Raw genomic sequence first — 22,418 nt, 5'->3', positions numbered from 1 at the left:
TATAATCGGGTAGCTGGATGTCTCTAACCTCCGGCCTCCACACCCCCATCATGCGGGTCCGCAATGGGCGCTTCATCTCCCGCAGAAGCTAACAAACTAACAGTTACACCCACCCTAAATTTTACTTTTTGTGAAAGGCCAGATTCAAGGTCGAAGTGCACCACCTTTACTAAACTATAAGTTCAGGCGGTGCGAACTAACAGTGACACCCATCCTAATTTTTGCAGTTTGGCGAACTAAGTACTAGGCTTTGTTCAGTGCAAAAAACAAGCAGGGTGTCTTATGGCAATCGCAAGAAAGCGTCAAGTAAGTTTGGTTGATACAAAGTACTACCACTGTATATCACGTTGTGTTCGGCGTGCTTTTTTGTGCGGTGAAGACCATTTTACGGGTCAATCTTACGAGCACCGCAGAGGGTGGGTTGAAGACAAGCTGCTAGAGTTAGCCAAGATATTTTGTATTGACGTCTGTGCTTATGCTGTTATGAGCAATCATACGCACTTAGTCCTGTATGTTGATGATAAAAAGGCGAATAGACTGAATGATAAAGCGATTGTTATTCGCTGGCACAAGCTGTGCAAAGGCACATTGTTAACGCAAAAGTACATACAAGGTGAAAAGCTAAGTAAAGTTGAACTTATCTTTTTTAATCAAACGGTAAAGGAATATCGAGAGCGCCTATCAAGTATTAGCTGGTTTATGCGGGTGTTAAATGAAGACATTGCGCGCAGGGCAAATAAAGAAGATAACTGCACTGGGAGATTTTGGGAGGGACGATTTACGTCTCAAGCATTATTAGATGAAGCCGCATTGGCTGCCTGCATGGCGTATGTAGATTTAAACCCCATCAGAGCCAAAATGGCAAAGACACCAGAAGAATCAGACCATACCAGTGCTCAAGTACGGCTAATATGCGCAAAAGAAGGCAAGCAGCCAAAACAATTACTCCGCTTTGCAGGCATGCCACGTCAAATAATGCCAAAAGGGCTACCGTTTGAGCTTAAATCGTACCTTGAACTTGTTGAACTAACAGGGCGAATAATACGAGAGGATAAACGCGGGTATATTGATAATATAAACCTTCCTTTGCTTGAAAGGCTTACTATATCCCCAGAAAACTGGTTAAAACTCACCACGCAATTCACGCGCGTATTTCATGGCGCAGTAGGCAGGCCTATCTCACAAGCAAGTTATTGCGAAAATTTAAATCGAAAACGGCGAGCCAATATAAGTAACTGCGAAAAGCTGCTCACATAAAGTTTAAACGCCCCAGTAAAAAGTTAAAACTGCATAATGCAGTCATTTTCATACGCGTAATTTAGGTTTAAGAGTGATAATGGCTTATTTAAAGGGTGAAATGAAAGTAACCCAATAGTAAAAGATAAATTTTTAGCTTAAAAAGTAAATTTAATAGCACAGTTTTATTTGTTAAATTAGAGTGGCTGTCTAGTTTGTTTGGATTGACCGACTCCCGCTTTACTCCATGAAAAAGAGGCTATTTTTTTTTCTGCAAGTGCGTCAATTATGGGACCATAATACCCCTTAGAAGAGTGGTCCATTGCACCATCACCATGCACAAAAAGGATAATAGGGTTAGAATCCGAATGCCCACTTGGGCGGGTTAATTGTGCATCTAAAACATGATTATCTGAATTAAATACATGGTGGTTTTTTTGAGTATCAGAGTGATTGGAATCGCTACTACAACCAGCCAGTAACCCCAATATCCAAAATAGAAATAAATTTAAAAATATCGTTTTGATTTGTGCTTGGGTTGTCATCAGCTTCCTTCCTAATATATTAAAAGTCACAAACTAATATATTTAAATTAGCTGTAAGAAACTGTTAGCTAACGTATTACATATTTATCTTTTTGATCTCAAATTGTAAAAAACCACTCAGCTTCTTATTTATTGCCACTAAGCGCTTACTTATCAAAGCCTTGAACTGTATTTTAGACTCTCTGAAGCTTTAATAAACTTAAGATATACAATAAGCAAACAACTTATTTCATGGACCAAGCGGGTAGAGATTGAACCCTTTGTTTAATGTTTGTCATTGTAAGCCTGCTTTCTTTGTTATTTTTACTCCGCTCATTTTCTAATAAAAGCGATACAAAGACGCTATGAGCGTTAATTAAGTGCCGCTTGAACAACAGCCAAATCGTTTTCAATAGGGGGAACATAAGACTTTGATAGCACTAATAATGCGTTTTTTATCATCATAACTGGGTCACCCATCAGCAAATGCAATTAATTCACCATTAGATTACTTTATTCGATATGACGGCCCAGACGATAGCGACTTTTCAGCAAGCTGTTAACATAGCTTTTCAAAAAAACCAACAAAAACTTCAAGCGATTGTAATTTAAAAGTATAAAAAATGTAACTTTATAAGTGACAAAGCTTAAATTATATACAATATTTAATATCGCTTAGTGCTATTCAGCCTACAAGCAAACTGGAAATTCTCTCTGCATTTAATGTTGAATATTAAAACGACTGAAAAATGTTAGATAGCATTGCCGAGACTCATCATCACATAAGGAAGATAATAATGAACATAGTCAATCTAACCCGATGTAGCATTCTAATAATACCGTTACTGATAACCACGACTTCAGCGCTTGCTGGCACGTTTGTGAGTAACAATGGACATAATAAAGTAATTGAAACTTTAGTGGCAGATTCTGAGCTTATTTTTAGAGGAACATCAACTGAAATAACTGAAGGTCTGTCTGTAGAAGGCATCCCCTACACGTTTGTCACCTATGATATTGAAGAAATAATTAACGGGCAATATTTTGAAAGTACCATCACTTTAAAGTTCGTTGGTGGTACCTTTGCAAATGGCAATACTTTGTCTGCTTCAAACTCCCCTCAAATTGAACTCGGTGAACAGTCTATATTATTAGTGCAGCAAAGCACTGATACGGGCTGTGACTTTGTGCAATGCGAACTCGGGCGTTTTTTACTTGAACAAGGGAACGTTATAGCGGCTAATGGTCAAGCAGTGATTGTAGATGAACATGGCAGTGTTGATTATAGATCAGCTAATGGGCTAAAAAATAGAGATAATAGGCAAGCTAACACTAAGTCTAATATTGGTAATTTCATTACAAAACTGAGAAATATAGATAAGCAGGTGATATCTCAAAGAGGGGATTCGTTTAAACGTAATACTGTAAAAAACGTTGATAAAAATACCACTTTTAAGGCATATATAGGCTTAACACAGGCAAGTAAAGCACCTGTGGAGCTAGCTGCTCCAAGTGAAGCATTAGTAAAGAAAAACATATCTCATGGTAGTCGGCATGACAAATGGGAAGAAGCGCAAGTGAAACGAAATAATGGTAATCCAGTACTGACGGTTAGTTCACCTTACGCTCAACAATAACCATACGTTTATAGCCATCAAACAACTATGAGAAATACACATGAAAGGTAACAAATTTAAAACCCAACTCACCACTGCAATTTTGCTTACTCTAGTAAGTAGCAGTGCCACTGCACATAAATTTTTAATTGATCCCGCTTGTAACGTGAATAAAAAATGGCGGAATCAAAGTAGTATGACCTTTAACGCCAACCCGACTGGGTTTGCAGGGGCTTTTTCAAAATGGAAAACGTCATTTCAACAAGCAATGAATCGAGTGAATGATACGCCTGCCAACTTTACTATTTATGTACGAACTGACGACGATAACAGTGTTGGAACCAATAATGGTGAAAGTGAAATTTGGTGGAGTACAGGGACTTCCGCTGTGGCATATACCATAACAAATAGCTGTGGTAACACGGTTGAAACTGACATTGTTTTTCACAACAATATTCCTAACGGTGGTTACAATGACAAGATGGATGAAAAAACATCTTATCGCGGCTATGGTCTAGAACGTCGATTATTCGAAACCACCGCGATACATGAAATAGGTCATACACTCGGGCTTGCTCATGAAAATCGCTACTATAATATTATGGGAACAGATTACACGCATGTGCATACGAGCGGAGAAAATTCGTTAAGATCATATGTCGGTGAAGACGCCGCGAATGGTTTAATCACGCTGTATGGTAGCTCGACTCGACAAGATGTTTCGGTATCGGCTTGGCGACGGAGTGGCTCATCTGGGGAATATAGTTCACATGGCCGTAATCGATTACTCGACAGCAATGGCACTGAATTAAGTTCAACTAAAGTGGAGTCTAGCTGCACCAGAGATTACTGTGAAATGCGTCATAACGTTCAGCTTGGCCAGCAAGTTCAAATGGAACTGACTTTAGAAAACAGCGGTAGCCATTCTCAAAATGTTCAGCTTGGCTATTATATTTCTACTAATGCAACCATTACCAATACCGATACGTTAATTACCACCGACACAGTGTCTGTGTCGCGCAGGGTGCCAGACGAGGTTAAACAGAACATTGTCATTCCAAACAATTTACAACCCAATACCAATTACTACCTTGGGGTGATCATTGACAATGCCAACCAAGTACCTGAGTGGGATGAACAAAATAACACCAGTTATATTCATATTCGCACTGGTTCGGGGTCGTCTAATGCTGCACCTACGGCTCAAGCGAACGGCCCTTATAGCGCAGTAACTAATGCAGCAATTAACTTCAGTAGTGCTGACTCTTTTGACTCTGATGGCAATATCGCCTCTTACAGTTGGGATTTTGGTGACGGCAGTGCACTTAGCTCAAGTGCTAACCCTAGCTATAGCTACACAACAGCTGGTACCTATACCGCAACATTAACTGTGACTGATAACCAAGGTGCAACAGCCTCAGATGCAGCAACCGTGACAATAACAGGAAGCCCGACAGGGGGTCGTATTGACAATGCATGCGAAACGGCAGGGCCAACAACTGGGTCCAGTTTAACCAGCGGTAATACGATTTGTTTACCTAATGGCAGTCGTGATGCGGATATTCAATACTATTTCATCTATGTGCCGGCTGGTATTTCAACATTAACAATTGAAACCGATCATGGCACAGGTGATGGTGATGTTTATTATAAAGCCTCAACTTGGGCTACGATAAGCAATTATGACCAACGCGGCTTTAGCGATAATAATACCGAGTTGGTGAGCGTGAATAATCCTGCTCAGGGCTATCGATTCATTAGCGTTGTCGGGCAACGCACAGGAATGGCAATGAAAGTTACTTTGGAATAAGGCTTACTCACACGCTGCTTACTTATCAGTGAGCAGCGTTGTAAAACCATTTAAACGAACACTATTTTATCAACAATTGAGCAGCCTCTATACCGCACTGCTCTTCCTCTATAGGATTAGATGAGCCTGATAAACCAATTGCACCAACCAATGTTTTTTTGTAAAAAATAGGTACTCCTCCGGTAAGTAACAATATATCGTCTTCCATTTTTCCTAACTGGCTGAACCCTGGTGCTTCAATCATTTTCGATAACACGGATGTTCTGACTTTTAACGAAGCAGCAGTGTAAGCCTTTCTATAGCTAGTATGGATAGTATTTACACCGGAGTTTATTCCTCTATAAAAATACAACCACTGCCCTTGATCATTGACTATTGATATCGATATTTTATCGTTTTGGCATAAAAAACTAACAGTGACACCCATCCTAATTTTTGCAGTTTGGCGAACTAAGTACTAGGCTTTGTTCAGTGCAAAAAACAAGCAGGGTGTCTTATGGCAATCGCAAGAAAACGTCAAGTAAGTTTGGTTGATACAAAGTATTACCACTGTATCTCGCGTTGTGTTCGGCGTGCATTTTTATGCGGTGAAGACCATTTTACGGGTCAATCTTATGAGCACCGCAGAGGCTGGGTTGAAGACAAACTGCTTGAGTTAGCGAAGATATTTTGTATTGACGTCTGTGCTTATGCTGTTATGAGCAATCATACGCACTTAGTCCTGTATGTTGATGATAAAAAGGCGAATAGACTGAATGATAAAGCGATTGTTATTCGCTGGCACAAGCTGTGCAAAGGCACATTGTTAACGCAAAAGTACATACAAGGTGAAAAGCTAAGTAAAGTTGAACTTATCTTTTTTAATCAAACGGTAAAGGAATATCGAGAGCGCCTATCAAGTATTAGCTGGTTTATGCGGGTGTTAAATGAAGACATTGCGCGCAGGGCAAATAAAGAAGATAACTGCACTGGGAGATTTTGGGAGGGACGATTTACGTCTCAAGCATTATTAGATGAAGCCGCATTGGCTGCCTGCATGGCGTATGTAGATTTAAACCCCATCAGAGCCAAAATGGCAAAGACACCAGAAGAATCAGACCATACCAGTGCTCAAGTACGGCTAATATGCGCAAAAGAAGGCAAGCAGCCAAAACAATTACTCCGCTTTGCAGGCATGCCACGTCAAATGTTGGACAACGAGAGAAGTTTGACCAATTGCTTGATAAAGAGTTTGAAGGACACATTCTTAGTTTTATGATAGAAGGTGGTAATAAAATTATTTTTGCATTTAACAATAATATACCTTCATTGAGTAAAGATGAATTATTTGATAAAGCAATCGCGTTACAAAGAATAATAAATGTACCAATGACACGTTATGCTGAACTGTTATTTAATCACGTTTAATAAAAACAAGTGACAATAACTTTAGTGGTTTAATTTGCAGCAGACGTTTGGTATTTAGGCAAGGCAGAGCCTATGGTGTTGTTCCCCATAAATAGGCGATAACGCAGCATAAATTCGCAAATATAAACAGAGTACTCATTTGGTAAACTCGATACAATATTCTGCCGCCTCCATTTGTATTTGCGTTTCATAAAAATCACTGGGTAGCTGTATATCATGTTGAAGGTGTTTTGCGCTGAGTGTTTGTATGTTCTTCATGAGTGCTTGGCGCTTTTTAATCCATTCATTTGGAAATATCGGATTATTGATAAGATGCGATAAAACCCTAAATTCAAAGTATATAGTTCTGCGTATTGCTTGGGCTTCCTGCCTTGCTGATGAATGAACTGTATTTACATGATGTATTATTACGTCTCCTGCACAGGCTGTAACATCTAAGCTCTTTAACTCCGAATTTGTTAACTGGCGTTTTATATCGCACACACTTAATGGGCTACAATGAGAACGAGGGATCACCTTTAAAGACCCATGCTCTGCTTTTGCGTCATCTAAATATATACCGACAGTTATAATTGGTGTTTGCGTGCTTACGGGCATATCACGGTGCCAATCAAAACCGTGCGTATCTTGTGAATGCTTAATTACAATTGATTCATAGGTCGGTAAAGCGGGTTCACCAATTAAAGCTTCAACGTAATTCATAAGTTTAGTATGTGCTAATAAGCAAGCGAATTGAGGTTCAAATAGAAAAAGTAAATTGATACGCGATATATATGGAGTATCCGCATTTTGGGTGATGGCAATATTATCGAGTGATTGTCCTAAAAAGTAGTGTGACTTTGCCTTTTCATCCAAATGCTGGCAAAAGTTTTGAAGTTTAGCAATTGTACTAGGCTCAATTAATTGTTTAATTAATACAAAGCCTTGCTGTTTAAACTGTTCTGACACCGAGTTAGTTTGCATATTAAAAGTTTCCTTTTAGTAATATCACACCAATATATTTTGCCAAAGTTTAACGGCGTTACTGCATTTAATTCATTTACTATTAATGACAATATTGGCTCAAAAGTGGTTTAATCTTGAAGTATGTAAAGTACTAATAAAGTCAGATTTATACAACGATACGCAGCTCATACTTATAGTACCTTGGTGTCTGTATTTAGTTAATAGATGATCAAAAATTGCTGTTACAGTACTATTAGATTGGGGTAATTAACACTTGCTATTTCGCCATACAGCTGAATAATCAAGCATATAAAAAGGAATACAAATGACTAATAAAATATTAGATAAAGGGGATCAAGCGGCAGTAGATGAAATTATTACTATAGGTTATCCACAAAACACGGAATACCTAGACGAGTTATTATCTTGGACATGCGATCCTAATTGGCCTATTGCTGGCCCAATATATCAATATTTTATAAAGCTTGGCAAAAATGAAGTCGAAAGGGTACTTGTTGCAGCAAATAAAGCCGACAATGACTGGAGATATTCCCTTATTATTCAAATAATTTCCTGCTACGACGATGAAACATTGAATGAATGCGTAAACGATTTAAAAAAATGGGCATCAGCAACAGGCTCCGATGAATGTGATTTTGAAGCAATACGTGTTTTAACAGATAGAGAACTGATCCCAGCCGACGAAATAGCGCTGATAGCAAAGAGAAATCTGTTTGTATACAACATCTGGATAAAAGAAACACTTGAGGCTGCAAATAGGGCTCTCTATTCACTTCCTTTAGGTGAACATAAACTCTAAACTTTTATTTGCAATAGTATGATTATCATAATAAATAGACAGAATGAGAATGAATTTAGTGTTATTAGACTGGTGTAAACTATAGCACCTCTAATAACACTAAGCTGAAACTATTTTAGTTACCCCAAGGGTTACTAGAATTAGAGCGTTGTTTACGATCGCGAGCACGTTGTTTAGTTTCTTTCTTTTCTATAATTCGCTTCGCATCAACAAAACTAAGTTCACACGGTTCACCAGGTTTATGATCCGCTGGGATAACACGGTCACGTGGGGGGAGTTCATATTGAACATCGTCAGGCTTAGGCAAATTTTTAAGACGGTATAGATAAAAATTATCTACTTTCTCTTGTGCCCACTGTGTTTTACGTAAAAATTTAACCGCAGATTTTATATCGGGGTTATTTTTAAAACAGTTAAGTTGTAAATAAGCGTGCAGGAGTTCCCACCCGTATTGTTCAACCAGCTCTTCAACCACTTGTTCTAATTTTACGCCTTGCAGTGGGTTATTACTGAAAAGTTCTTGGTTGCTCATAGGTGTTACCTCGTTATTAAAATACAAATTGTATTATAAATTTAATAAGGAGGCTTTAACAGTGCAAATAGCTCAACTTTGGCAATTAACTACAACGCGACCTCTAATTTTACCTTCCATAAGTCGCTCTGCGTTATCAATTACCTGTTCTAGCGTTATTTCAGTCGAAATTTTATCTAAATAATCAGCGTTTACTAATTTAGCTAAATGATCCCATGCCTCGATTCTATCTGCTTTAGGGCGCATTACGCTATCAATACCAATAAGTGATACACCACGTAAAATAAAAGGTGCAACTGAGGCAGGTAAATCCATACCTTGTGCAAGTCCGCACGCTGTAACTACACCACCATATTTTAATGAAGCACAAATGTTTGCAAGTGTGTGGCTACCGACAGAATCTATCGCTGCAGCAAAACGCTCTTTTTGTAATGGTTTACTAGGGGTCGAGAACTCATCGCGGCTAATGATTTGTGTTGCACCTAGCTCTTTTAAATACTCGCTTTGATCTAACCGTCCTGTTGCAGCGGTTACGTTGTAACCAAGTTGATTTAGTAAATAAATAGCAAAGCTGCCTACGCCACCATTAGCACCTGTTACCAGTATTACGCCAGACTCTGGCGTAATACCTTGTTTTTCGAGCGCTATCACGCTTAGCATGGCGGTATATCCTGCAGTGCCTATTTGCATAGCTTGTTTTGGGGAGATCCCGGCAGGTAAGGGGATTAACCAGTCGCTATTAAGTGCTGCTTTTTGTGCAAGTCCGCCCCAATGTTTTTCACCCACGCCAAAACCGTTTAAAATTACGTTATCGCCGTTTTTAAATTCATCGCTGGTAGAATTTGTAACAATACCCACTAAGTCGATACCGGGCACCATTGGGAAGCTTCGTACTACCGGCCCTTTACCTGTAATCGCTAAACCATCTTTATAATTAAGCGTGCTGTATAGAACGTTTATAGATACGTTTTCGTTTGGTAAATCACTATGTTCGATAGTAGATAATAAGGCGCTGTAGTTATTATCTTCTTTATTAATAACAATGGCTTTAATTGGCTTATTCATGGGATATCCTTTTAGACCGATCGTCTTTTAACTGGCAAATAAAAACGCATTAGGTTAATAATGCGCGTAAAAACATTTCTGTATATAAAGTAAGTGGGGTATTTGATTTTGTGAGCTTGGCACGCATAACTGCGCCTTCCCAACCAATCCAAAAATATTCGCTCATTAGGTGTGTATTTACGCTGTTTGCAATAGTGCCTTGTTGCTTCGCTTGATTTAAGCATTCTTCTACATGGTTTTGCCATGTGGTGTAGCTTTGCATTAATCTGGTTTTAAACTCATCACTTAAGTGATTGAGTTCTTGATTTAAATTACCGACTAAACAGCCTCGTTTGTAATCGTATTTTTTCATCCCTTTAATCGCACTTTGGGTAAAATTAACAATTCGCTCAAGTGGTGGGACATCTTCTTGCTGTAAATAATGGGTAAGTTTGGCAATAAAATAACTGTCGTACGCATCGACCAATGCAATACCGTAGGCTTCTTTACTTTTAAAGTAATGATAAAAAGAGCCTTTAGGTACAGCTGCTTTTTTTAAAATGGTATCTAGCCCTGTGGCGCTAAAACCAAATTCGGTTAGGGTTTCTAGGCCCGTGCGAATAAGTAACGCTTTAGTATCGGCGTTATCTCTGGCTATTTTAGGTGGGCGGCCACGGCGTACAGGTATTGATGTATTTTTGTTCATGAACTTATATTAGACCGATCGACTTTAAATAATCAAGTATAAAGTTAAATTGTTTAAAAATAGTTCATATTGCAATAAATCGATAATAAAAAATAATTGCAATAAAAGTGTCACGATTACATTTTTATTTGGAACTTACTCAAAACACACGAGTCGTAATTTATGTACTTAAGTACATTTTAGCGATTATTAAGTCGTATTTTATTTCGCATAAAACCGGTCAAATTAAATGTTGTATGACCACTTACTTTTTTAAATGTTAATTCATTTTTGCATCAGCAGCTTAGTTAAAGTCAAACACTTTAATTGCTTTTATGATTTGAATTTTACATTTTTATTAACTATTCATTAAATGTAGATTTCACTAATGCTACACAATATATAAATAAAAAGGTGAGGATATTACCGATGAAGAGACAGAAAAGAGATCGTCTAGAAAGAGCTCATTCTCAAGGTTTTAAAGCAGGCTTAGCAGGTCGCTCAAAAGAGCTATGCCCTTATCAACAAGTAGATCCCAAATCGGAGTGGTTAGGTGGTTGGCGTGAGGCGATAGAAAATCGCAACATGTACAAAACATAATAATCTATAGTCGAATTTAAGCAAAAAGGCCTCCACGTTGGAGGCCTTTTTGTTTGTGCACTAAATTTACAACCTAAACAGTTTAAGTTGAGTCATTTAAAACGCGCTAGTGTCTTGGAACAAGCCCACTTTTAAATCTTTAGCTTCGTAAATTACTCGGCCATCGACTTCTACAGTGCCATCAGCAACACCCATAAATAATTTACGTTTAATAACGCGTTTCATTACAAGGCGGTAAGTTACTTTCTTATTAGTTGGTAAAATTTGGCCAGTAAATTTAACTTCACCTACACCTAGCGCACGGCCAAGACCAGGTCCACCAGACCAACCTAAGTAAAAGCCAACCAGTTGCCACATAGCATCTAAGCCTAAACAGCCTGGCATTACTGGATCGCCTTTAAAATGGCAATCAAAAAACCAAAGGCTAGGATCAATATCAAGCTCAGCAATAATTTCGCCTTTACCATGAATACCGCCATCAGCAGTAATAGAGGTAATGCGATCCATCATTAACATGTTGTCGCTTGGTAAACGGCAGTTACCTTCACCAAACATTTCACCTTGACCACACAGGATCAACTCTTCTTTTGTATAGCTATTTTTAGGTTCCATAACACTTATCTTCGCTTAGAAATTGCCAAGTACTTTAGCGTACACTTGTACGCTAAACAACTCGGAGCAGTTAAAAAATCAAAATATTGCGCATTAAATCATCAATCAAACAACTCGATTGGTTTTTGCTCTATAAAACCGCGCAATTACAATCAGAAATCATTATAATTAGCGCTGTCTTATAACCAGTCTAAAGGAAGTTTATGATCCTTTTTGTTAACTCACTAACTGTGATTGATTTTTCTTACTTATGTAACAAACGCGGCGCCGTTGGCGAGAGCTGGATTGTTGATTTAACTTTGCACGGTAAACTTAACAAAGAGTCTATGGTTTTAGACTTTGGTTTAGTTAAAAAGCAAATTAAAGGCATTATAGATGAGTGTATCGATCACCGTTTAGCAATTCCTACAGGCCTTAATGGCACAGTGTCTGCGTTTGATGAGCATAAAACACTCGACTGCACATTTGGTGAAAACAACCACTTAGCGATGAGCGCTCCTCATCAAGCTTATTGCATGATTAACGCAGACGAAGTGACGGTTGAATCGGTGACTGATTTTTTAGTTGCCACAATTTTACCAAAGCTGCCAGATAACATTGAAAAAATTGAGTTGTCTCTTAAGCCTGAGCATAGCCAAAGCTTCTATTATCATTATAGCCATGGCCTTAAAAAGCATGACGGTAATTGCCAGCGTATTATTCATGGGCATCGCTCTCAAATAGGCATAAGCCTTGATGGTATTTCTATGCCGCGCTTACAAAAAGAATGGTCTTTAAAGTGGCAAGATATTTATCTAGCCACCAGTGAAGATCAAATTAACGCACCTGATTTAAAACACATTACAGCCAAAGTGGATGATGTATGTTTTGCTTATACATCGGCACAAGGCTATTTTGAAATGGCTATTAGCGAGTCTCGTTGCGACATTTTACCAGTAGATACCACTGTAGAATGTATTGCTGAACATGTAGCAGGCCAAATTAAAGCCCAATATCCTGAAAAAGCTGTAAAAGTGACCGCTTATGAAGGTGTCGGAAAAGGGTCAATTAGTTATGTTTAAAACACTTTTAGCAACAGCGCTTGTTGCCTCTGCTAGCTTTAGTGCTATGGCGCTTGAGCTAAAAGGGCATTTAACACAAGGCGGTTTAGTTACCGGTAAGCTTGAAAACGCAAAGTCAGTTAGCCTAAATGGTGAAAATTTAAAACTATCGGCACAAGGTGATTTTGTGTTTGGTTTTGGTCGTGACGCTGATACTACTCATACTTTAAAATGGGTCGATAACAGGGGTAAATTGCATTCTCATCCGATAGCTATTACTAAGCGCGACTATAAAATTGATAAAATTACCGGCGTAGCCAAAAAATATGTATCTCCGCCTAAAAAAGTTAGCGCCCGTATAAGCCGCGAAGCGTTGGCTGTACGAAAAGCGAGAGAAGTAAACTCTGATTTACTGTACTTTTTAGACCCTGTGTTAAAGCCTGCAGAAGGGCGTATATCGGGTGTTTATGGCAGTCAGCGTTATTTTAATGGTGAGCCTCGTCGTCCGCACTTTGGTTTAGACATTGCAAATAAAACTGGTTCACCTGTGTATGCACCAATTAGCGGTACGGTGGTATTTGCTGAGCCTGATTTATATTACTCAGGCGGTACATTAATTTTAGATCATGGCCACGGCATTACCTCCACATACATACATTTGAGTAAGCTTGATGTAAAAGTGGGTGACAAAATTGAACAAGGCAATAAAGTAGCTGAAATAGGTGCAACCGGCCGTGTTACTGGCCCTCACTTAGATTGGCGTTTTAACTGGAAAGGCGAACGCCTTGATCCTGCATTATTAATGCAAGACACATTAGCAAACAAAAAGTAGAATTTATGACTGACATAAATCGCGATGCAATAATTGCACAGCGTATTAAAGATTCAACCACATCAGTAACAAAAACCGTATTTCCTGGGCGTACTAACCATCACAATACATTATTTGGTGGTGATGCACTGGCATGGATGGATGAGGTCGCATTTATAGCAGCGACTCGTTTTTGTCGTAAACCTTTGGTAACTATTTCATCTGATAGGGTCGACTTTAAAGAGGCAATACCAGCAGGTACTTTTGCAGAGTTAATCGCTAAAGTCGTACATGTAGGAAATACCAGCTTAAAGGTAGATGTAGATATATTGCTAGAAACAATGCATAAAGACGACAAGCATTCAGCCATTAGTGGTAGCTTTACGTTTGTTGCAGTGGATGATAATCACAGACCGACACCGGTAGTGTGCGATAAAATGATCTATGGTTTTGAGTAATTTAGAGCTTTAAATACATGATAAAATAAAATTATATAAGCACCTTAATTAGTGCTTATATAAAAAACCAAAAAGAACACATCATACTGTATTTATAGTTAAAATAATCTCAACAACGGTATTAATATTTACTAATAAAGTAATCAGAATGGGAGCTATTAATTGATAGGGCTGAGAACTGTTAGCAGTGAAAAGGTATGCTTTAAACATACCTTTTCTCAAATAGAGCCTCAATTAAACGCACTAATATTTACATCAATACCACTTAAAGCACCATTGCCGCTATCCAACCAAATATTAGTAACGGTATATTAAAGTGCACAAAGGTCGGTACAACCGAATCCCAAATATGGTCGTGCTGCCCATCGGCATTTAAACCTGATGTTGGGCCAAGTGTTGAATCTGACGCAGGGGAGCCTGCATCACCTAGTGCGCCGGCGGTACCGACAAGAGCGGCAGTGGCCATTACTGAAAAACCCAGCTCTAAACACAAAGGTACAAATAAGGCAGCAATAATAGGCACTGTTGAAAATGAACTACCAATGCCCATTGTGATCAGTAATCCAACAAGTAAAATAACGGCTGCAGCTATGGGCTTATTTCCGTCAAATAAAGTAGCGGTACTATTTACTAAGCTCTCCACATCGCCAGTGGCTTGCATAACCGATGCAAAACCCTGTGCTGATATCATAATAAAACCAATCATTGCCATCATTGCAACGCCTTTGCTAAATACGTCGCCATTTTCTTCCCATTTAACAACACCAAATACGCTAAAAATCATTACGCCGACTAAGCCACCTAAAATCATTGAGCCACTTACGTTTTGTGCAACTAAAGAGGCGAGCACTGCAAATAAGCCAACTAGCATCACTTTTTTAGGATTCTCGACAGCCACTGATTTACTCTCAGTTGTAAGCGACTGTTCTTTGTAATCGCGGCGTTTACGATAGGTAAAAAATACCGCAATAAGTAAACCTATAAACATACCAATAGCGGGTATAATCATTGCCATCGGTACTTGGGTGTTAACTATGCTTAAGCCGTTATCGACTAGATTTTTATGCAAAATCGAATACAAATAAATACCGCCAAAGCCATAAGGTAAAACCATGTAGGATGTGGCCAAACCAAACGTTAAAATACATGCAATGGCACGGCGGTCTAATCGAAGTTTATTAAATACCACAAGTAATGGAGGAATAAGAATAGGTATAAACGCAATGTGTACAGGTACCAAGTTTTGCGATGATACGGCGCAGGCTAAAATAATTAATAATATAAAATAACTCAGTACAGTTTCACTGCCGCTATCTTTAGCATTAACCTTAGCAAGTAATTTAGCAGCTAAAATTCGCGTTAAACCCGATTTAGAAATTGCTACAGCAAATGCGCCTAGCATGGCATAACTTAAAGCAATTTCAGCGCCGGCCGACAAACCGGAATTAAATGCATCTAGGCTTTCTTTTAAATCTAAGCCTGCAGTTAAACCTGCTACAAGGGCACTGAGTGTCATTGCCACTATGACATTTACGCGGACTAAAGTAAGCCCCAGCATTAAAATAACGCCTATAACAACCGCATTCATATTTTTCTCTTATTTGTGCTTTTAATTAATTTTATCAGATCTTTAGCCTGAGTTTTACGCTCTTTTGTAAATGGCGTTTTAGCATAACGTACTTGGTTAAATAACTGACTAAATTCGATGATTAATAGCCCAACTTCGGGTTTTTTTTGCGAAATATATTCAAGTTGCTGGTTTGGCGTTAAGTGCTCAGGTGCAATAACTTTATTTTTTTGTGCCCAGCGTAAAATTTCAAGGTACTCTTTGACGATAGGAGGGGGTTTTGTTTTACTTTTTTGCGGCCAATTTAAATAAACAAAATAGCCTGCAAAGCTAAAACCAGCGATTAAAAGCACCATTAGAGGCACCAGCCAACTATTTTTACTACCAAAAAATGATTTTAAAAAGTCACTTTGCTTTTCGTCATCAAACCCTAAAACCCAGCTAGACCATTTATAATCTAGATTTTCAATCTCGAGTCTTAACCAATTAATAGCAGCAAAGTTACTTAACCTGACTAAACCAAAATCAAGATTACTTTTAAACTCATCATTAAGTTCATCGTTTTGTGAAAGAGATCCATTTAATCGTTCGGGGGCAACTACGGCGGTTGCATCAAAAATAACCCAACCTTCGTTTTCTAAATATACTTCTACCCACGCATGCGCGTCGTACTGGCGAACTGTTAGCGTATTATTATCTTGATTTAATTCACCGCCTAAATAACCACTTACTACACGAGCAGGTATGTCTGCATTTCTAAAAATATACGCAGCGGCGCTAGCATAGTGCCCACAAAAGCCACGTTTATTTTCAAATAAAAACTGATCAATTGTATTATCGCCACTCATAGGGGAAGGCGTAAGTGTGTATTTAAACTCTTTTTCTACAAAATACTGTAACAAGGCATTATAGAAATCACGATCTGAATTAACATGCTGCATTAAACCAGTAGCTAATTTAGAGGCTTGGCTATTTTGTTTATGAGCAAGATACGTATAGCGTTTTTTTTCAAACGGCTCAAGCGCAGTACTTTCAAAGTCAAAGCTGCTGACATTGTATTGTAAACTTTTGGCCTGATAATTTTTTTTACGTAATATACCAAGCAAACTGTTGTTTACGTTTTTGCTATTACTCATTGAATAGGCCAATCCGTATAACCATTTTTGGGTAGCAGGCTCTGCAATAATCGTATAGTTCGCCAGCTTTTGGGTATTGTTTGTAACGCTTGAGCTGTTGTTAGATTGATTATTATATTTTAAATAGTCAGACGTAAGCCACGCATTGCCATTAAACTCGTCATGCACAATAGCTCGCCAATAATAAGGGGAACTGGGGGCTTGTTGATTAAATGTAGCTCTAAAAACTAATTCGTCAGAATTAGAAAGCTTTGCAATATCAAAGGGGTCTACCTGCTCAGAAAGCCCTGTTTTGGCTAGCTTTGGCCCTGGCAACTGCCAAAATGCAGGGATTTTAGGTAAAAATAAGAGTAAAAATATTGCCAGCGGCAATGCCATTAAAAATAGTTTACTACTTTGTTTTGAAACCATTTTTAAGTTGTGCTTTGACTCTAATAACCCAAGTACAGCAAAGTTTAGTATAAACAAACCACTTACAACTAAGGTTGTTATTATACTTTGGTTAAATAAATACGCAGACGAGAGAGAGAAAAAAGTAAGGGTGATAATAATATGATAATGCTTTTTTGTTTTAGCTTGTAGCAATTTAAAAATACTAGAAAGCAGTAACATAGCAACAAATAATATAACCGTATCGGACATTCCAACACTGTAAATCATTACAACTAGAGAAAAGCCAGCCAATATATTTGCAAGCCATGCATTGGGCTTTTTAGTGTTTCTAAAGGCGATTACAAAATTCCATACACATAACGTAGCTAGCACACTCACAAATGCAATGGGTAAATGTGCAATAAAAAACACGATTAAAAAGGCGTAGATAAAGCACAATGAAAAGTTAACTATTTTTTCATTTTTGATGTTATTCATAATACATCGCCATCATAAGCACTTAAGCATTCTAAACACTGCTGCTTGTGTTGTTGACCTGTGTTTATTTCTATCGATTTATTTGGCAGTTTTAACATAAAAGAGCTATTTTGCTCTGTGGCTTTACAGACTAAAAAACACAATTGGCTTAAGCGCTGCTCAGTGCCGCCTGTCATTAAATTAAAATCAAACAAAGCATTTGCTGTTTTAAAATCAACAAATTCTTTTACCAATAACTGTTGAGTTTTAGCATAGTGTTTCCAAGATACTCTATTTAGCCCCATCTCTGGCTGATGAATAACTAAATGTTCAAACTCTTCACTTCCGAGTTTTTTTACTTTGCCATTATCGGCCTGTTCATCAAGTGAACTAACATGTGCATCACTGTGTACTTTTTCTAGCGATGGATAGACAAATACAGTTGCTTGAGGTTGAACGTAACTCCAAACAGTTACTAAACCAAAAGGGTAGTTACTAGCAATTTTAATACGCTGAAAAGCATAACGTCCACGTTGCTCATAAGGTAAATTAAGCGTTGCAGTAACGGCGGTGTTATTTATTTCATCAAGGTGACAATAAGTTTGAGTAATATCCTGATAAATAAGGGATATTGACTGGCACGCATGTGTACTTTGTAAAATAAATTGTGCGCTGGGTGTTTGCGCTGCAAAACTCGAAAACACATTTTTAAATGTGACTGTTAAGCCTCTTACGTTGCTATAACCCATTAAAATAGCTATTACTATTACTACAAACATAAGGTAGGACATTATTAAAATTAAATTATTTTGATAATTAATACCCATCACAAAGTTTAAAATAGCGACAACAATAAAGTACCAACCAAGAGACGACGGTAAAACATAAATAGTTTTATGTTCAAGCGTAATTGAATTTTTTAAATGCTTACTTTTCAAAAGTTTATTAAAAACAGCACGTTTAAATGAGGTGTATAAAATAGGGCGCTTAATCGATTTTTTTGGCATAAAATTTTATACCGGAACCAACACTGCTTTTAAAATATCGTTAACTTGCGATTCACCCGACTCATTATGCAGCCCTAAGCGATGTTGACACACACTCGTAAATACAGCTTGAACATCTTCAGGTAATACAAAATCGCGGCCATCTATAAATGCCCACGATTTTGCCGCTTTAGCAAGCGCCATACTTGCTCTTGGTGAAAGCGCCGCTGCAAAAGCATTGCTACTTCGCGTAAAATTAACAAGTTCAATGATATAATCAACAACTGGTGAACTTAAAGTTATTTGCTGAATGTGTGTTTGAATCTGCGCTAATTGTTGCTGATCAATACGTTGTGGTAATTGAGTATAATCACGCTTTTGCATATTTAAAATTAAGCGTTTTTCCGCCTCTTTTGGCGGAAATCCCAAGCTAATACGCATTAAAAAACGATCTAATTGGGATTCAGGAAGGGGATAAGTACCTGATTGATAAAGAGGGTTTTGAGTTGCAATAACAAAAAATGGGTTGGGCAGCGTATACTTTTTACCATCAACAGTAACTTGTTGCTCTTCCATTGCCTCAAGTAATGCGCTTTGTGTTTTAGGGCCTGCTCGATTTATTTCATCAGCTAAAACAACTTGGCTAAAAATAGGTCCTTTATGAAACGTAAAGCTATGCTCGCGTGCATTAAATACATTAGTACCTAGGATATCGGCGGGTAGTAAGTCGCTAGTAAATTGTATTCGCTGATACGATAAACCAAGCACAGCCGCTAAAGCATGCGAGAGCGTTGTTTTACCCATACCGGGTAAATCTTCTATTAGTAAATGGCCTTCGCTAAGCAAACAAGTAAGTGCCAATTTAATCTGTTGTTGTTTACCAAATATAACACTCGATAAATCGTCTATAATTGTTGCTACAATACTGCGCATGCTAACCTTTTTATATACCAACTAGTCTATAAGTTCGAGCCGCTTCATTACGGTGTCTACTTTTTTTGCGTTAAATGGTTTTGCAATAAATCCTTTTGCACCCAGCTCCCACGTGTTTTGTACGTTTTCAAAACTGTTATGGCCAGAGCACATTACAACGTGTGCCTGCGGGTAAGTTATATTTATAAATTCTAAAATATCGGTGCCATCAGAGTCCGGTAAATCAACATCTAAAAAGATAACATTAGGCGACTTTTCATCAATAACCGGTTTTGCTGAGCTAAAATCTACGCTTTCTAAAATATCTTCATAACCTAACTCGGTTAGAATTTGATTTAGATAATCACGTATTTCTTTTACATCGTCAATGATGAGGATAGGCTCAAGCGGGCGAACAAATTCCATATGTAGGTTACTTCTATTTTTGAATACATCTAAGTGCTTTAATACTAAGCTAACCCCATCATAAGCTCAAGAACGTTGCTTAAAAAACACTAATAAATAAACTGTTCATAGGTTTGACCAACAGCTTATTTTTAAAGGATTACCTGCTTTTATATCTCCTACGAACTTTAAATTACCTTAAATAGCACCTTATTTTAATTACATAATCATATGAGACCTAGGTGTTTTTTATTAAGGAATGGTATATTTACAACTGTAAATAACAAAAACGTTATTGATAATTAGATACTAAAAAATTTATATAGCAGCACATAGAATTAAAATTATGTAATGAAAATAAAGACTTAGTTTTCTTTCTATTCTAAGAGGTTTACGTGGTAAAGCTATCAAATACAGAAATTAGAAAGCTCGATGATGCAGCCAGAGCAGGGTGGTTGTATTATGTTGGCGGTAAAACACAAGATGAAATAGCTAAAAAGCTAAATGTATCTCGCCAATCGGCACAAAGAATGGTCGCATTATCAGTTAGCCAAGGATTAATAAAAGTTAGGCTCGATCATCCTATTGCAAAATGTATGGATTTGGCCGAAAAATTAAAAAGCCGTTTTGGGTTAGATTCGTGTGAAGTTGTACCGAGCAATCCGTCTGAGCCTTCATCTACATTAGGTTTAGCTCAAGCTGGCGCGGCAGAAATAGAACGTCATTTAAAATCAGAACAACCTAAAGTCGTTGCAATGGGAACCGGCCGAGTTTTACGTGCATGTGTAGATGAACTAAGGACCGTTGATTGTCCGCAACATAAAATTGTAGCAATGCTGGGTAATATGGCTTTGGATGGTTCGGCTTCACCTTATGATGTTGTAGTAAGAATGGCCGAACATACCAATGCAAAACATTATCCAATGCCATTGCCAGTTTTACCAAGAAGCATTGAAGAAAAAGAGCAATTACACGCACAGCAAAATATAACCGGCAATTTAAAACTCGCTAAAGACGCCGATGTAACATTTGTTGGTATTGGTAGCTTAGGTGAAAAGTCGCCATTACATATAGATGGTTTTATTGATGCGCAAGAACTTAAAGAGTTGCAAGATCTTGGTGCTGTTGGCGAAATGATTAGTTGGGTGTTTGATAAAAACGGTAAGCTTTTAGATTGCACAGTTAATCAGCGTGTAGCAAGTACGCCATTAAAAACAAATGCTAACAAACAGATTTATGCGATAGCTGCTGGCGAAGAAAAAGTATTAGCCATTTTGGGCGCAGTAAGGTCAAACATGATCAGTGGATTAATTACTAACGAATATACAGCTGAGCGTTTACTAAGTATTGATTGAACAACTGGATAAATAAAGTATCCGTATTAGTAATGTTTGTAATTGTAATATAGAACCACTTAATGTCCGATACCGTCTAGTATTGGACATAGCGAGGGCGTATTTAAGCGCTCTTATTATATATACGTTAACTACCTATAATTTATATTATGTTAAATAGGATATGGGAGGTTTTATGTGGGTAATTCCCGTCATTTTGTCGCTGAATTTGGGTGTTATTTAGGCGGTATTTAGGTTCAGTCAAAATACCTCCCCTAAGCCTCGTTTTTATATGTTTTCTATTTCTCTTGTGTGTTCGGTTAAATCGTAAAAAATAAATATAGCAATCTAAAAAAAGAATGGAAAATTACATATTTATTTATAAAAACACGCTTATCTATGATGATCCCTTTAAAAATCAGTAAGCGATAACACAATGAGCGCCCCTGAGAATCCTCTCGGGTTATTATTTTATGGATCACATTTTTATGAGTACATTTAAAAATTTATTGTTTCGTGCTGGCTTTATGAACTTTGATAAATTAGACAAACGCGCTGTTATGGAGTTTTTACTTATTAATACTGAGCGAACCTTAGAGCGCTGGATAAGCACAGACAAACCTTGTCCACGTGCGGTGCTAATGCTTGAACAACGAATAAACGGCGGGATGAGCTTTCATAAAGATTGGGATGGGTTTTATATTTGCCGTGAAGGTTATTTGTGGACACCTCACGGAAAACGCTACGAACCTGACTACATAAACAAAATAGAATTTTTACAACGTGCAGCCCGCTACAATGAGAGCCATGTAAACGCCCTACAACATAAAATTGACCACTTACATGAATTAGTTGAAGCCAGTGATACACTAAAGGCCATAGGTAATGATTTAATTAAAATGAGTGAACAATTCACGCTCAAAGATATTGTGTTGAAGTATGGGGATAAGAAAAGAGCTTAAAGCTATTAAATGATTTTTCAATTTAACTAATAAAAAGTTATAGCAAGTGCCCTATTGGTAATTGCTATAACTACATAAGCCAACTAACGCAGCAATAAGCGGACTAAAAAAGCAGGTTAAAATATGG

At 37.8% G+C, this 22,418-nt stretch carries 22 protein-coding genes and 1 pseudogene; 11 read left to right on the top strand and 12 right to left on the bottom strand.

The window, feature by feature from the left end:
- Positions 1–282: 282 nt before the first annotated feature.
- The gene (locus tag ACJJVZ_RS11340; protein ID WP_405621638.1) at positions 283–1,257 is read left to right on the top strand and encodes a transposase; all 975 of its coding nucleotides are present in this window, start codon (positions 283–285) and stop codon (positions 1,255–1,257) included.
- 176 nt (positions 1,258–1,433) lie between these two features.
- Here the strand turns inward: ACJJVZ_RS11340 and ACJJVZ_RS11335 are convergent, their stop codons facing one another.
- On the bottom strand, positions 1,434–1,781 hold the full coding sequence (locus ACJJVZ_RS11335; RefSeq protein WP_405600524.1) for an alpha/beta hydrolase family protein: 348 nt from the start codon (positions 1,779–1,781) through the stop codon (positions 1,434–1,436).
- Positions 1,782–2,557: 776 nt separating this feature from the next.
- Here ACJJVZ_RS11335 and ACJJVZ_RS11330 point away from each other — a divergent pair.
- Positions 2,558–3,397 (top strand): hypothetical protein, encoded by an 840-nt coding sequence (locus tag ACJJVZ_RS11330; protein WP_405600522.1) that lies wholly within the window; start codon positions 2,558–2,560, stop codon positions 3,395–3,397.
- A 40-nt stretch (positions 3,398–3,437) separates the two neighbouring features.
- Complete coding sequence (locus ACJJVZ_RS11325) at positions 3,438–5,186, top strand: PKD domain-containing protein (RefSeq protein WP_405600519.1); 1,749 nt, start codon at positions 3,438–3,440, stop codon at positions 5,184–5,186.
- Positions 5,187–5,247: 61 nt separating this feature from the next.
- On the opposite strand, the gene ACJJVZ_RS11320 is transcribed toward ACJJVZ_RS11325, so the two are convergent.
- Entirely contained in the window at positions 5,248–5,613 is a 366-nt protein-coding gene (locus ACJJVZ_RS11320) for a heme-binding protein (RefSeq protein WP_405600517.1), read from the bottom strand.
- Positions 5,614–5,682: 69 nt separating this feature from the next.
- Between ACJJVZ_RS11320 and ACJJVZ_RS11315 the strand changes: the two are divergent.
- Positions 5,683–6,378: pseudogene (locus ACJJVZ_RS11315) on the top strand (transposase); the annotation flags it as partial.
- 350 nt (positions 6,379–6,728) lie between these two features.
- Here ACJJVZ_RS11315 and ACJJVZ_RS11310 read toward each other — a convergent pair.
- Complete coding sequence (locus ACJJVZ_RS11310) at positions 6,729–7,556, bottom strand: phytanoyl-CoA dioxygenase family protein (RefSeq protein WP_405600515.1); 828 nt, start codon at positions 7,554–7,556, stop codon at positions 6,729–6,731.
- 307 nt (positions 7,557–7,863) lie between these two features.
- On the opposite strand from ACJJVZ_RS11310, the gene ACJJVZ_RS11305 reads away from it, so the two are divergent.
- Positions 7,864–8,358 carry a DUF5071 domain-containing protein gene (locus ACJJVZ_RS11305; RefSeq protein WP_405600513.1) on the top strand — a complete coding sequence of 165 codons (495 nt, stop codon included), beginning with the start codon at positions 7,864–7,866 and terminating at the stop codon, positions 8,356–8,358.
- A gap of 115 nt (positions 8,359–8,473) precedes the next feature.
- Here the strand turns inward: ACJJVZ_RS11305 and ACJJVZ_RS11300 are convergent, their stop codons facing one another.
- The 3 genes from ACJJVZ_RS11300 to ACJJVZ_RS11290 all read right to left on the bottom strand — a co-directional run bounded on the left by ACJJVZ_RS11300 (position 8,474) and on the right by ACJJVZ_RS11290 (position 10,640).
- Positions 8,474–8,890, bottom strand: a complete 417-nt coding sequence (locus ACJJVZ_RS11300; RefSeq protein WP_077537918.1) for a VF530 family DNA-binding protein — start codon at positions 8,888–8,890, stop codon at positions 8,474–8,476.
- Between the two features lie 72 nt (positions 8,891–8,962).
- Positions 8,963–9,955, bottom strand: coding sequence for an MDR family oxidoreductase (locus tag ACJJVZ_RS11295; RefSeq protein WP_405600510.1), 993 nt, complete (start codon positions 9,953–9,955; stop codon positions 8,963–8,965).
- Between the two features lie 49 nt (positions 9,956–10,004).
- Positions 10,005–10,640 carry a TetR/AcrR family transcriptional regulator gene (locus ACJJVZ_RS11290; RefSeq protein ID WP_273050396.1) on the bottom strand — a complete coding sequence of 212 codons (636 nt, stop codon included), beginning with the start codon at positions 10,638–10,640 and terminating at the stop codon, positions 10,005–10,007.
- 408 nt (positions 10,641–11,048) lie between these two features.
- On the opposite strand from ACJJVZ_RS11290, the gene rmf reads away from it, so the two are divergent.
- A complete protein-coding gene (rmf, locus tag ACJJVZ_RS11285; RefSeq protein ID WP_002960897.1) occupies positions 11,049–11,219 on the top strand; it encodes a ribosome modulation factor in 171 nt (56 codons plus the stop codon).
- A 96-nt stretch (positions 11,220–11,315) separates the two neighbouring features.
- Here rmf and fabA read toward each other — a convergent pair whose 3' ends face one another.
- The gene (gene fabA, locus ACJJVZ_RS11280) at positions 11,316–11,831 is read right to left on the bottom strand and encodes a bifunctional 3-hydroxydecanoyl-ACP dehydratase/trans-2-decenoyl-ACP isomerase (protein WP_193155377.1); all 516 of its coding nucleotides are present in this window, start codon (positions 11,829–11,831) and stop codon (positions 11,316–11,318) included.
- A gap of 203 nt (positions 11,832–12,034) precedes the next feature.
- Between fabA and ACJJVZ_RS11275 the strand changes: the two genes are divergently transcribed.
- Genes ACJJVZ_RS11275 through ACJJVZ_RS11265 form a run of 3 tightly spaced genes read left to right on the top strand, consistent with a single transcriptional unit; the run spans position 12,035 to position 14,140 of the window.
- A complete protein-coding gene (locus ACJJVZ_RS11275) occupies positions 12,035–12,892 on the top strand; it encodes a 6-carboxytetrahydropterin synthase (protein WP_077537915.1) in 858 nt (285 codons plus the stop codon).
- Positions 12,885–13,703, top strand: coding sequence for a M23 family metallopeptidase (locus ACJJVZ_RS11270; protein WP_405600505.1), 819 nt, complete (start codon positions 12,885–12,887; stop codon positions 13,701–13,703). The genes ACJJVZ_RS11275 and ACJJVZ_RS11270 overlap by 8 nt, the downstream gene beginning before the upstream one ends.
- 5 nt (positions 13,704–13,708) lie before the next feature.
- A complete protein-coding gene (locus ACJJVZ_RS11265) occupies positions 13,709–14,140 on the top strand; it encodes an acyl-CoA thioesterase (RefSeq protein WP_138585269.1) in 432 nt (143 codons plus the stop codon).
- Positions 14,141–14,405: 265 nt separating this feature from the next.
- On the opposite strand, the gene ACJJVZ_RS11260 is transcribed toward ACJJVZ_RS11265, so the two are convergent.
- Genes ACJJVZ_RS11260 through ACJJVZ_RS11240 form a run of 5 tightly spaced genes read right to left on the bottom strand, consistent with a single transcriptional unit; the run spans position 14,406 to position 20,016 of the window.
- Positions 14,406–15,728, bottom strand: a complete 1,323-nt coding sequence (locus ACJJVZ_RS11260; protein WP_405600503.1) for a Na+/H+ antiporter family protein — start codon at positions 15,726–15,728, stop codon at positions 14,406–14,408.
- A complete protein-coding gene (locus ACJJVZ_RS11255; RefSeq protein WP_405600500.1) occupies positions 15,725–17,713 on the bottom strand; it encodes a transglutaminaseTgpA domain-containing protein in 1,989 nt (662 codons plus the stop codon). Before ACJJVZ_RS11255 ends, ACJJVZ_RS11260 begins: the two co-directional genes overlap by 4 nt.
- Positions 17,710–18,699 (bottom strand): DUF58 domain-containing protein, encoded by a 990-nt coding sequence (locus ACJJVZ_RS11250; RefSeq protein WP_405600497.1) that lies wholly within the window; start codon positions 18,697–18,699, stop codon positions 17,710–17,712. Before ACJJVZ_RS11250 ends, ACJJVZ_RS11255 begins: the two co-directional genes overlap by 4 nt.
- Before the next feature lie 6 nt (positions 18,700–18,705).
- Complete coding sequence (locus ACJJVZ_RS11245; RefSeq protein WP_405600494.1) at positions 18,706–19,611, bottom strand: AAA family ATPase; 906 nt, start codon at positions 19,609–19,611, stop codon at positions 18,706–18,708.
- A 21-nt stretch (positions 19,612–19,632) separates the two neighbouring features.
- Entirely contained in the window at positions 19,633–20,016 is a 384-nt protein-coding gene (locus ACJJVZ_RS11240; protein WP_182702067.1) for a response regulator, read from the bottom strand.
- Between the two features lie 374 nt (positions 20,017–20,390).
- Between ACJJVZ_RS11240 and ACJJVZ_RS11235 the strand changes: the two genes are divergently transcribed.
- Complete coding sequence (locus ACJJVZ_RS11235; protein ID WP_405600492.1) at positions 20,391–21,350, top strand: sugar-binding transcriptional regulator; 960 nt, start codon at positions 20,391–20,393, stop codon at positions 21,348–21,350.
- A gap of 467 nt (positions 21,351–21,817) precedes the next feature.
- Positions 21,818–22,291 (top strand): DUF3653 domain-containing protein, encoded by a 474-nt coding sequence (locus tag ACJJVZ_RS11230; RefSeq protein WP_405600490.1) that lies wholly within the window; start codon positions 21,818–21,820, stop codon positions 22,289–22,291.
- Positions 22,292–22,418 lie beyond the last annotated feature (127 nt).

Origin of the sequence: Pseudoalteromonas sp. Ld19, assembly GCF_045064135.1 — a bacterium.
GTDB lineage: Bacteria > Pseudomonadota > Gammaproteobacteria > Enterobacterales > Alteromonadaceae > Pseudoalteromonas > Pseudoalteromonas aliena.
The sequence above is the reverse complement of the archived record's forward strand: the minus strand, read 5'-3'. Positions and strand labels throughout refer to the sequence as shown.

What these genes read in the sequence shown, in the direction of transcription:
- ACJJVZ_RS11265 (WP_138585269.1), top strand. Translation starts at nt 13,709, where the DNA reads ATGACTGACATAAATCGCGATGCAATAATTGCACAGCGTATTAAAGAT.
- fabA (WP_193155377.1), bottom strand. Translation starts at nt 11,831, where the DNA reads ATGGAACCTAAAAATAGCTATACAAAAGAAGAGTTGATCCTGTGTGGT.
- ACJJVZ_RS11335 (WP_405600524.1), bottom strand. Translation starts at nt 1,781, where the DNA reads ATGACAACCCAAGCACAAATCAAAACGATATTTTTAAATTTATTTCTA.
- ACJJVZ_RS11275 (WP_077537915.1), top strand. Translation starts at nt 12,035, where the DNA reads ATGATCCTTTTTGTTAACTCACTAACTGTGATTGATTTTTCTTACTTA.
- ACJJVZ_RS11230 (WP_405600490.1), top strand. Translation starts at nt 21,818, where the DNA reads ATGAGTACATTTAAAAATTTATTGTTTCGTGCTGGCTTTATGAACTTT.
- ACJJVZ_RS11305 (WP_405600513.1), top strand. Translation starts at nt 7,864, where the DNA reads ATGACTAATAAAATATTAGATAAAGGGGATCAAGCGGCAGTAGATGAA.
- ACJJVZ_RS11300 (WP_077537918.1), bottom strand. Translation starts at nt 8,890, where the DNA reads ATGAGCAACCAAGAACTTTTCAGTAATAACCCACTGCAAGGCGTAAAA.
- ACJJVZ_RS11270 (WP_405600505.1), top strand. Translation starts at nt 12,885, where the DNA reads ATGTTTAAAACACTTTTAGCAACAGCGCTTGTTGCCTCTGCTAGCTTT.
- ACJJVZ_RS11330 (WP_405600522.1), top strand. Translation starts at nt 2,558, where the DNA reads ATGAACATAGTCAATCTAACCCGATGTAGCATTCTAATAATACCGTTA.
- ACJJVZ_RS11325 (WP_405600519.1), top strand. Translation starts at nt 3,438, where the DNA reads ATGAAAGGTAACAAATTTAAAACCCAACTCACCACTGCAATTTTGCTT.
- ACJJVZ_RS11295 (WP_405600510.1), bottom strand. Translation starts at nt 9,955, where the DNA reads ATGAATAAGCCAATTAAAGCCATTGTTATTAATAAAGAAGATAATAAC.
- ACJJVZ_RS11310 (WP_405600515.1), bottom strand. Translation starts at nt 7,556, where the DNA reads ATGCAAACTAACTCGGTGTCAGAACAGTTTAAACAGCAAGGCTTTGTA.
- rmf (WP_002960897.1), top strand. Translation starts at nt 11,049, where the DNA reads ATGAAGAGACAGAAAAGAGATCGTCTAGAAAGAGCTCATTCTCAAGGT.
- ACJJVZ_RS11250 (WP_405600497.1), bottom strand. Translation starts at nt 18,699, where the DNA reads ATGCCAAAAAAATCGATTAAGCGCCCTATTTTATACACCTCATTTAAA.
- ACJJVZ_RS11320 (WP_405600517.1), bottom strand. Translation starts at nt 5,613, where the DNA reads ATGGGTGTCACTGTTAGTTTTTTATGCCAAAACGATAAAATATCGATA.
- ACJJVZ_RS11290 (WP_273050396.1), bottom strand. Translation starts at nt 10,640, where the DNA reads ATGAACAAAAATACATCAATACCTGTACGCCGTGGCCGCCCACCTAAA.
- ACJJVZ_RS11340 (WP_405621638.1), top strand. Translation starts at nt 283, where the DNA reads ATGGCAATCGCAAGAAAGCGTCAAGTAAGTTTGGTTGATACAAAGTAC.
- ACJJVZ_RS11255 (WP_405600500.1), bottom strand. Translation starts at nt 17,713, where the DNA reads ATGAATAACATCAAAAATGAAAAAATAGTTAACTTTTCATTGTGCTTT.
- ACJJVZ_RS11260 (WP_405600503.1), bottom strand. Translation starts at nt 15,728, where the DNA reads ATGAATGCGGTTGTTATAGGCGTTATTTTAATGCTGGGGCTTACTTTA.
- ACJJVZ_RS11245 (WP_405600494.1), bottom strand. Translation starts at nt 19,611, where the DNA reads ATGCGCAGTATTGTAGCAACAATTATAGACGATTTATCGAGTGTTATA.
- ACJJVZ_RS11240 (WP_182702067.1), bottom strand. Translation starts at nt 20,016, where the DNA reads ATGGAATTTGTTCGCCCGCTTGAGCCTATCCTCATCATTGACGATGTA.